8 protein-coding genes are annotated in these 9893 nt (G+C 59.2%); 1 reads left to right on the top strand and 7 read right to left on the bottom strand.

What is annotated here, in order from left to right; all coding sequences use genetic code 11:
- Window positions 1-123: 123 nt before the first annotated feature.
- The 6 genes from H0V34_15475 to H0V34_15500 all read right to left on the bottom strand — a co-directional run bounded on the left by H0V34_15475 (window position 124) and on the right by H0V34_15500 (window position 6493).
- Complete coding sequence (locus tag H0V34_15475; GenBank protein MBA2493016.1) at window positions 124-318, bottom strand: hypothetical protein; 195 nt, start codon at window positions 316-318, stop codon at window positions 124-126.
- A gap of 399 nt (window positions 319-717) precedes the next feature.
- Entirely contained in the window at window positions 718-1275 is a 558-nt protein-coding gene (locus tag H0V34_15480) for a sugar O-acetyltransferase (GenBank protein MBA2493017.1), read from the bottom strand.
- A 201-nt stretch (window positions 1276-1476) separates the two neighbouring features.
- Window positions 1477-2385 carry an NAD(P)-dependent oxidoreductase gene (locus H0V34_15485; GenBank protein MBA2493018.1) on the bottom strand — a complete coding sequence of 303 codons (909 nt, stop codon included), beginning with the start codon at window positions 2383-2385 and terminating at the stop codon, window positions 1477-1479.
- A 518-nt stretch (window positions 2386-2903) separates the two neighbouring features.
- A complete protein-coding gene (locus H0V34_15490; GenBank protein MBA2493019.1) occupies window positions 2904-5036 on the bottom strand; it encodes a molybdopterin-dependent oxidoreductase in 2133 nt (710 codons plus the stop codon).
- Between the two features lie 335 nt (window positions 5037-5371).
- Window positions 5372-5800, bottom strand: coding sequence for a CBS domain-containing protein (locus H0V34_15495; GenBank protein ID MBA2493020.1), 429 nt, complete (start codon window positions 5798-5800; stop codon window positions 5372-5374).
- 207 nt (window positions 5801-6007) lie between these two features.
- Window positions 6008-6493 (bottom strand): DUF488 domain-containing protein, encoded by a 486-nt coding sequence (locus tag H0V34_15500; GenBank protein ID MBA2493021.1) that lies wholly within the window; start codon window positions 6491-6493, stop codon window positions 6008-6010.
- A gap of 484 nt (window positions 6494-6977) precedes the next feature.
- Here H0V34_15500 and H0V34_15505 point away from each other — a divergent pair, with 484 nt between their 5' ends.
- The gene (locus H0V34_15505) at window positions 6978-7487 is read left to right on the top strand and encodes a flavin reductase (protein ID MBA2493022.1); all 510 of its coding nucleotides are present in this window, start codon (window positions 6978-6980) and stop codon (window positions 7485-7487) included.
- A 43-nt stretch (window positions 7488-7530) separates the two neighbouring features.
- Here H0V34_15505 and glgX read toward each other — a convergent pair whose 3' ends face one another.
- Window positions 7531-9645 (bottom strand): glycogen debranching protein GlgX, encoded by a 2115-nt coding sequence (glgX, locus tag H0V34_15510; GenBank protein ID MBA2493023.1) that lies wholly within the window; start codon window positions 9643-9645, stop codon window positions 7531-7533.
- Window positions 9646-9893: the final 248 nt, after the last annotated feature.

Here is a 9893-nt window from a genome sequence, read left to right on the forward strand (position 1 = left end):
GTCGCGCGGTTAGTTCCTTAAACACCTCAAAATCGACATCGATAGCAACCATAACTATTTCTCCTTGTTATAAAGAGTAGGAATAGTAGCATAAATAGTTGAGGATACCTCTGTTTATGATGCTCAACTCTTGATGACCGGCAGCGTCAGCGCGAAGGCATCGGCGTGATGAAAATCGGGTTTACCGCGCGCGTGTTTCAAAGCCCAGTATGAGAGCGCGCCGCTTTCGTCTTCGATCACCGCGGAGAGGCCGTTTAACAACGGCGTATGCGGCGTGATCAGGGGCAGATTGTTCAGTGCGAGTGTGGTATTCAGCACCAAAGTATCGTCTGTCTGTCTTGATTGAATAAGAGGCGCTGGTTGCGTCGCATCGGAGGTATGGAGTCGCGATAGCCACAAAACGCATACGCGGCCCATGCACCCGACGGCGACACGTTGAATTCGTAATATGCTGATTGTCCTTGCGGACCAACGAACACCTCGAAACAGGTGTGCGTCCATAAGCGATCGGTAGGTAGCGGCCGGGCAGGCGACGGAATACGCAATCGCCTGAGATCGCCTTGCAGCAGAAAACCAACCGCCAGTGCACCGCCCCGCGCGCTTTGCAGGCGCGCGGTCACGTCCTGAACCACGCGGCAAGGCGCGGACGGATGACACGTGAGCACGGCGGAGTAGAAGGGCTCGGCAGACACGATTGCGCGCCTCTTCGCCCGCAGACTATTCGACCAGCGTCCGTAACACGCGGCACGGGTTGCCGGCGGCCAGCACGGCTTCCGGGATGTCCCGCGTCACCACGCTGCCGGCGCCGATAACGGACCCGTCGCCGATGCGCACACCGGGACAGATGATCGCGCCGCCGCCGATCCACACGTCGCGTCCGATCTTGACGGGTTTTGCGAATTCCAGTCCGGCGCGCCGCTGCATCGGGTCCAGCGGGTGCATCGCGGTGTAAACCTGCACGGCCGGACCGAACAGCGTATAGCTGTCGATGGTCACCGGCATCACGTCCAGCACCACGCAGTTGAAGCTGAAAAACACTTTCTCGCCAACGTGGATGTTCGTTCCGTAGTCGCAGAAAAATGGCGGTTGTATCCAGATGTTGGTTTCTGTGCAAAACAAATCGCGGATAATCGCTGCACGTCTGTCCTGCTCCACTTCACGCGTTTCGTTAAACGTCTGCAAGAGATCACGCGCATGCCGGCGCTCAGCGCAGAGCAGATGATCGAGCGGATCGTAAAGTTCACCGGCGAGCATTCTTTCTTTTTCAGTTTTCATGGTCGCGCGCAAGAAAAAGGAGGCTCTGAACAACCTGTCATTTCGAGCCAAGCGAGAAGTCCGCCTTTGCCGTCCCGAACACCGGGAGGGATCTTGGCGAAGATCTCTCCCGTTGGTCGAGACAAGGTTTTCTCCCTACGGTCGAAATGACAAGGGAGAATTGATCAGGGGTTACATAACAGGCTCGAGGATACAGGCTGCTCAGCCCGGCGCAGGCTGTCCTTCGCGATCTTCATCGGTTAGTCGCATGTCGTACACCCGCGCGATGGCCGCAATATCCTCGTCTCCGAGCCCGGCCTGGTTTGCGCGCGCACATAGCGCCTGCACGGCCGTCGCCAGCGGCGCCGGCATATTGACGCTGTCGGTGGTCTTCAACAGATACGCAAAGTCTTTCTGTACCAGATCGATCGGGAAGTTCGGCGCAAAGTTGCGCGCGGCCATCAGGCCGCCGGCGCGCATCATCGCCGGGCTGGCGATCGGCAGCGCGGCCAGGATTTCCAGCGCCTTCTCCGGATCGACGCCGGCTTTGCCCAGCATGGTCAGCGCCTCCGCGATAGCCGCCGTCTGGATACCCAGAATTGCATTGACCGCGAGTTTCATGAGCATGCCGTTGCCCGCCGCACCGACATGATGAATCGCGCTGCTCATGGTGGCCAGCACCTCGCGCGCCCGTTCGAGTGCGCGCGCCTCGCCGCCCACCAGATGAATCAGTTGATGCGCTTCGGCCTGCGGCCGCGTACCGGCCACCGGCGCATCGAGAAACGCCACATCGCGGCGAGTCATTTCCCCGGCAAGCGTCCGGGCCCATGCGGGTGTGAGCGTGCTCGATTCGATCGCGACAGCGCCGGCGCGCAAGCCATGAATCGCGCCGCGCTTGTCATCCAGCCACACGGAGCGCGAGGCGTGTTCGTCCGTCACCATGCTGATGACGATATCCGCCTGGGCAGCGGCCTCGCGCGGGGAGTCGGCGCGCGCGGCGCCTTTTGCCTCCAGTGGCCGCGCACGCTCCGGATTGCGGTTGTAGACCGTCAATGGAAAGCCTGCGGCTAGCAGCGCGGCGGCCATACGCGAGCCCATCGCGCCCAGCCCGATAAAAGCGACAGGTGTCATGTGTTCTCCTTATGTTTTATAGGGTCGATCGTTCGTGAGCGTACGAGGCGGTTTGTTTCAATAAACATGCCCACCACAGCCGGGCTTGATTGGTAAGAGCCGTTGCCGCAGGCGGAGGGTTCTCCCATCTCCGCATCAACGGATAGGGTTCGGCGGCATCAACTGCGCCGCGATCAGGTGTGGCGGCAGTTCGCACATCGATTGCGACCACGGCGCCAGGGTAGCGGGAGGTTGAACACGAACAGTCCGATGAATGCGATCGTCCAGCTTTTTGTCTAGTCTCGGGCGCACCAAGGCCAATTTTATGCGTATCGTGTTTTGCTAAACGGAAGAGGCGGTCGCCGTTGCGCGGTGTAGTTTAATTCACCGCCGTGCCTCTGCGGTGAGGCAGGGCCAATGGCCGATATGCGTTATGCGCAATCCGGCCACGACGCCGGCGTTTTAGCCTGCGTGGATTGCGTGCTCACGGGAGCCACTGCAAAGCTATGCAGGGACGGTCGCCGCTAGCGCAGTTACTCTCAAGCTTTTGCGATTTGAACCAGATTATCTGCCTGCGAGCCCGCTCTGCCTAAATTACAATGTACCGACGAAGTTGTTGCATTGACTGCCGAGCCACCGCGATTCAGGCTCAACCAGTAACCCAGACTGGCCGCGGCTAATCCTTCCAGCACGTCCTCGCTGACTTCAGCTTTGCCTTCGAATGCGCCACGATCGTTGAACACCCGGACGTAGTCACCCGTCCTGATGTTGCGAGTTGCAGCATCCCTTGTGTGAATGACAACAATCTGTTCGCCTTGACGGCGCTGTTGCACGGGCTCATTTGCGTATTGCGAATTCAGGAACGCATGTGGCTTGGGAGAAATCAGGCTGATGGGGTAACGTTTGGCGAGTGTTTTATCTGTCGTCTCGGTTGGCGGAATATAGTCCGGTACGGGATCGACCGGATCACCGGGTTGCATTTCCTCATAGCCCGAGCGCCACACGGGTACAACAAAGTTTCCATTCGCCGCGGCGCTGGCCTTGAACTCGCATTTTCCCGAGGGTGTTTTGAAGTTACCTTCAGCGTGCGGCGCCCGTTGGTCAGGCTCACCGACATTGAGCCGCATCCAACCCACCTCTTTGAGCTTCTCTAACGTGATGCCCCGCATCGCCGGAGAATCCCAGTCGTAAGCCTGCGAGAGCCATTCGTCATCCGTCAAACCCCAATACTCGTCATCAAAGCCCATGGTCTTCGCGAGACGGCGGAACATGTCGATGTTAGGTACGCATTCACCAGGCGCTTCGATGGCCGGCTGGTTGAGCATTACGTACAGATGGCCCCACGTCACCTGCAGGTCATATTGCTCGGCCTGCAAGGCTGCCGGAAGGATGATATCGGCATAACGCGCGGTGTCCGTGATGAAGAGCTCGCTCACCACCGTGAATAGATCCTCGCGCTGGAGGCCTTCGATGAGCTTGTTTGCGTTCTGCTGCTGAGAAACCGGGTTGGAGTTATAGATGAACACGGACTTGATGGGAGGATCGAGTTTCATCTCACCGTTAAGCGCCGTGCCCATGTCGAGCTCATTGACGACGCGCGTGCCCGGCTTTATCCAGTCAGGCCGCTGTATAAAGCCGAAATTGAAAGGGAACTCCCAGATGGGCATCTCCACGGCGCCGCCGCCGACATGACGCCAGGCGCCGACGATTGCCGGCAATGAGCTTACAAGGCGGACTGCGTCACCGCCGCCCGGGCTGCGCTCAAGAGCTACACCTTCGCGGATGGCCGAAGGCTGGGTCGTGGCATATTCGCGCGCCAGCCTGCGAATATCTTCCGCTCGAACACCTGTGAGCTCGGCGACCTTTTCCGGAGGATATTGCGCGGCACGCGCCTTTAATTCATCGAAGCCGAGCGTGTACTTCTGCACATAGTCGTGATCCACCAGATCTTCGTCGATGATCACGTTCATCATGCCCAGCGCCAGAGCGCCATCGGTCCCGGGTCTTATCTGGATGTGCCAGTCAGCCTGCTTGGCCGTGCGTGTGCGTATCGGGTCGATCACCACCACCTTGGCGCCTTTCTTTCTCGCCGCAAGGATGAACGGCCAGGCGTGCAGGTTGGTGCTCATCATATTCATCGCCCAGACGATGATGTATTTCGAAAAGGCTAGACTTTCCACATCGAGCCCGCCGGTCGGGCCCACGGTCATTATCCAGCCGGTGGAGGAACCCGACTCGCAGTAAGTCTTTTCTCCTATGGTGGCGCCAAGCCGGTTAAAAAAAGCATCGCCGGCGGTCAATCCGTTCAAGGTGCCCTGATTGCCCAGGTAAGCGTGCGGCATGATGGCTTGCGAGCCGTATTCGTCGATGATTGCTGTCCAGCGCTTCTTGATCTCGGCCAGCGCGGCGTCATAAGAAATCTGCTCGAATTGCCCACTGCCTTTCGGCCCGATCCGCTTCAGGGGATGCAGCAGGCGATCGGGGTTGTAGTGATGCTCGGCATAATCCTTGAGCTTCACGCAAAGCCCGCCGCGGGTCATCGGATGATCCGGGTCGCCGGTCACCTCCACCAGCCTGCCGTCCTCCACGTGATACAGAAACGCGCAGGTGTCGGGACAGTCCTGCGGACACGCCCCGCGTACGATCCGGGTTTCACTGATATGCGCAGACATGCAGTCCTCCTGAGGATTATCGGAATTTGCCACGACATTGAGGCTATGAGTGGGGCCACAATGGGCGCTGGTCACCGCTTCGCACTGTCGCGAAACGCTACCGAGAGTATAGGCGATGAGTCCCGACTTGACAGGCCGGCGGCCGTGATTGCGAGGTGCCCGTGGGCACAGAAGCAACGCAGTACTGCAGAAAGCCGGGGGGCGATGCTGGTCGCGTTCGCCGTTACCTGCTCTTTGCCGCGGCTACTCGATCTGAGATTCCGTCGGCAGATGGCTCCATCGCGTCGATAGGCGTCACCGCGGGCTGGTTCCGAGTTGCGCGGCACAGGGCGCCACTACCCTGCAATGTATTCCTGTAGCTGATCGATCATGACCTGCTGCTCTTCGATGATGGCTTTGACCAGATCGCCGATAGAGAGCAGGCCGACAACGCGCTTGTCTTTCACGACCGGCAGATGGCGGACCCTTTTGGTGGTCATCAGCGCCATGCACTCCCCGATCGGACGGTCGGGACCGACGTACAGGACTCTTCTGGTCATCACGTCGGTCACCGGCGTCTGGCGCGATGATCTGCCTTCGAGGATGATTTTGCGCGCATAGTCTCGCTCCGTAATAATCCCGCGCAACGACTCGCCCTCCATCACGAGCAGCGCGCCGATACTTTTCTCCGACATTAGCTTGACCGCGTCGAACACCGTGGCGTCCGGATGGACGAACCAGATGTCGCGGCCTTTCGCATTCAGAATATCGTCAACAAATTTCATGGGTACTTAATCTCCTCGGCACCGCCAGTATCAGCTTGCATAGCCCGTGTCGCCCAGGGCAAGTTTAACCGCCGCCGCACGACGATGCATTGAGGAAAGCAGGCCTTGGCGTGTTTTTGTATGTGCAGTACGCTTGATGGGCGGCGTATGTATCGGGGCGTGGAACAGAGACTCCGCAAGTTGCCGGGTCCGACAGCGGCGGGCAGCTCAGTCCGTGCCCGCAGCGTAACTCAGGCGGTCATTCACGATGCTGGCGGCGGACGTGTAAGGATGCGCGTCATGCCGGACTGGCGACAGCAGATGGACGACGGCATGGCCGCGGACTTTGAGATAGTCGGCAATGAGCGCGCGATGACACCGCCACCAGACGGCTTCCGCGCACATCAGCGCGGTGCGCTGATGGCCGGCCAGCGCGATCACGCGGTCCGCGCCCTGGCGGAAAGCGTCGGTGTTCATGTAATCGGCATAGCCGCGAAAAGATGCATTGCGCCACGCGGTGTGCGGCGAGTCCGGCCGCGGTCGGCGTCGGCCGCCCAGTTCAGGAAGGGCGAGATAGTCTATGCCAGCAAGCTCGAGCGATTCGCTGAAATTCGGCTGGCTGAATTGCGGATTGCGGCGGGAACCCGGAAATCGGCGCACATCGGCAACCATTTCGATCGACGCACTTTCCAACAGCACGATTAATTCGCCCATAGAACGGGTTGAATGACCCACCGTCCATACCGGCGGATGGACACTTGACTGATCGGCCGTAAGCGCTCCTCATGTGCCATTTTCCGATTCGATAAAACCAGCTGGCAGCTATATAGAAAACGGTACCACGGATGAGACCTGCAATGAAGGCGGGATACCGCTGGCCGCGAACCCGTCCCGCGCCCTTAAGCTGCGAAACGGGCAGCGTTCAGTCGAAGAACGTCGTCCACTGACCGTTTATGACTCTGTCCCCGGAGTCGGTGAAATCGCCGTCGCCGTTGGCGTCAATGGAAATGCGGGCAGTACCGCCGCCGGTTGCCTGGTCTAGGTTAGGGGCGGGAAATAAGTATGCGTACCGCACGGATCGAGGTTAGCCTGATGCGACAACCAATCCACCGATCGGTCGGGAATTTTCGATTATCGGTATGAACGCATTGTCGATTATCGGTATGAAACTTGGCCGTTCATCGTTGGAGAACTTCGTATGAGCGAACGCATGGCGACTCTGTTCCGCACCCTCACATCCGGCGTGTACGTGATCGGCGCCGCGCACAAAGGCAAGACCAGCGCCTTCACGGCGGCATGGGTGATGCAGTTGTCGTTTAAGCCGCCGATGTTGGGGTTCAGCGTCAACCCGGATAATTTTTCTTACTCTCTGATCAAGGCGGGCAAGGTGTTTTCGGTGAACGTGCTGGAGCAGGGGAGTATGGATATGGCGCGTCTTCTCGGCACGCACAGCACCCGGGATATGGACAAGCTGGAGGCAATCAGGTGGCGGCCCCGAACCACCGGCGCGCCGGTGCTGGAGGACGCGCTGGCGTATTTCGACTGTAGGCTTCGGTTCACACGCCGCACGGGCGACCACGTGTTGATCACAGGCGAAGTGATCGACGGCACCATTCTCAAACCGCGCGCCACACCGATGACGTATGCACAAACCGGCGACCTCGACGGCGCAAGCGATCTCTATCCGGCGCGCTTCCGCGCCGGATAGTACTGATTCGGGCGGGTTAAAACACTCGGAACTGTCGTGCCGGTTACGGCAACGCCGATGCCGCCATCAACAGCAGCGATCGCCCGGGAATATCGATCTCTTCGCCGCTGCTATGGCCGGTCTCCTGCGCCGCGTTCGCGCCATCCTGCGTGTCCAGCAGCCGACGCCAGCCCGTAGAATCGCCGTTCGACGGCAGACTGAAGGTGACCGTGTCGTGATACGAATTGAATATGATCAACAGCGTGCGTTCGCCCTCGTTGCGCTCGAACGCCGGGTCCTGGATTTCGCTGCCGTCCAGCAGTAAACCGATGCAGCGCACCCCCGCGTCCTGCCACTGCTCGTCCGTCTGCTCGTCGCCCGATGGATTGATCCAGCGGATGACCATGCCGTCGCGATAGCTGGCCCGATGCAGCAGCGGCTGTGTGCGGCGCAGCTTGATTGCACGGCGCACGAATTCGGTGAGCGCCTGGTCATCATCGTCGATGTCGGCCCACTTCATCCAGCTTGTTTCGTTGTCCTGACAGTAGACGTTGTTATTGCCGTCCTGGGTCTGGCCGAACTCGTCGCCGGCCAGCAGCATCGGCGTGCCGTGGGAAAGAAACAAGGTGGCGAGAAAATTGCGCTTCTGCCGCGTGCGCAATGCGTTGATCTCGGCATCGTCAGTCGGCCCCTCGGCGCCGCAGTTCCAGCTTTGATTATCGTCGCTACCGTCCTGATTATTTTCGCCATTGGCTTCGTTATGTTTTTCGTTATACGACACCAGGTCGTTCAAGGTGAAGCCATCGTGCGCGGTAATGAAATTGACGCTGGACCATGGACGCCGGCCGAATTTGTCGTACATGTCGCCGGAGCCTGTGACTCTCGTCGCGAATTCCGGGATCAGCCCCTCGTCGCCTTTCCAGTACGCGCGCACCGTGTCGCGATACTTGCCGTTCCATTCGGCCCAGCCTGGCGGAAAGCGGCCGACCTGATAGCCGCCGGGGCCGATATCCCAGGGCTCGCCGACCAGTTTGACATGCGCCAGCACCGGGTCCTGGCCCACCGCGTCGAAGAAACCCCCGCGCGGGTTGAAACCGTCCTTCTCGCGCCCGAGGATGGTGCCGAGATCGAAGCGGAAACCATCCACGTGCATCTCTAAAACCCAGTAGCGCAAGCTGTCCATCACCATCTGCAACACCCGCGGATGACTGGTGTTGACGGTGTTGCCGGTGCCGGTGTCGTTGATGTAATAGCGTCGCTGATCGGCCAGGGTGCGGTAATAGGAAAAATTATCGATGCCCTTGAAGCTTAAAGTTGGTCCCAGTTCGTTGCCTTCCGCGGTGTGGTTGTAGACAACGTCCAGAATCACCTCGATGCCCGCGTCGTGAAAGCGCCGAACCATATGCTTGAACGAGGCCACGCCTTCCGGTCCAAGGTAGCGCTGCTCCGGCGCGAAGAAGGCAATGGTGTTGTACCCCCAGTAATTCTTGAGCCCTTTGTCTACCAGATGCTGATCCTGCACGAAGGCGTGGATCGGCAACAGCTCCACCGAGGTAATGCCAAGACTCTTGATGTAATCCACCACCGCCTGCTGGCCAAGCCCCTTGAAGTTGCCTCTGAGTTCCGGCGGCACGGCAGGGTGCAGCATGGTATAGCCGCGTACGTGGGTTTCGTAGAAAATTGTCCTGGCCCATGGCACGTGCGGGCGTACGTCGCCCGTCCAGTCGAAATACGGGTCAATCACCTGACACTTGGGCATGCCCGGGGCGCTGTCGCGTTCGTCGAACGAGAGATCCTTGTCCGGCGAGTCAAGCTGGTAGGCAAAATGCGCCTCCGACCATTGCAGTTCGCCCACCAGGGTCTTGGCGTAAGGGTCCAGCAGCAGCTTGTTCGGGTTGAATCGATGGCCGTTTTCGGGATCGTAAGGACCGTGTACGCGGTAGCCGTACAAGGTGCCCGGGCCGACTTCCGGCAGATAGCCGTGCCAGATCTCGTTGGTATATTCCGGCAACACGATGCGCTCGACCTCGTGATGTCCGGTCGGATGGAAAAGACACAGCTCCACTTTTTCGGCGTGCGCGGAAAAAATAGCGAAGTTGGTGCCTTCACCGTCCCAGGTTGCACCCATCGGCGCGGGCAGGCCACCGAGCACGCGGCGCGCGCTGTTACTTTCAGTCATCGTCTTCAGGTCCTTAAGGATTAATTCGTGAGGAGAAAATTATTCGGATTGTTGTCTGCGCTGAAGGTGATCTTACCCTGCGATTCAGGACAAGATGAGTGAGCAACTATCGTGCCCCAGCTTACTGAGCCTTGAATAATGGGTAAACTTTTTTGGTGTGCATTGGTCCGATCCTTTAGGCGCAACACGAGAGGGGTCGATGAACAAGGTTACCAAGCAGCAAGCACTGGAGCGCCGCCGCCTGCAGG

The sequence above is a fragment of the Gammaproteobacteria bacterium genome (assembly GCA_013696315.1).
GTDB lineage: Bacteria > Pseudomonadota > Gammaproteobacteria > JACCYU01 > JACCYU01 > JACCYU01.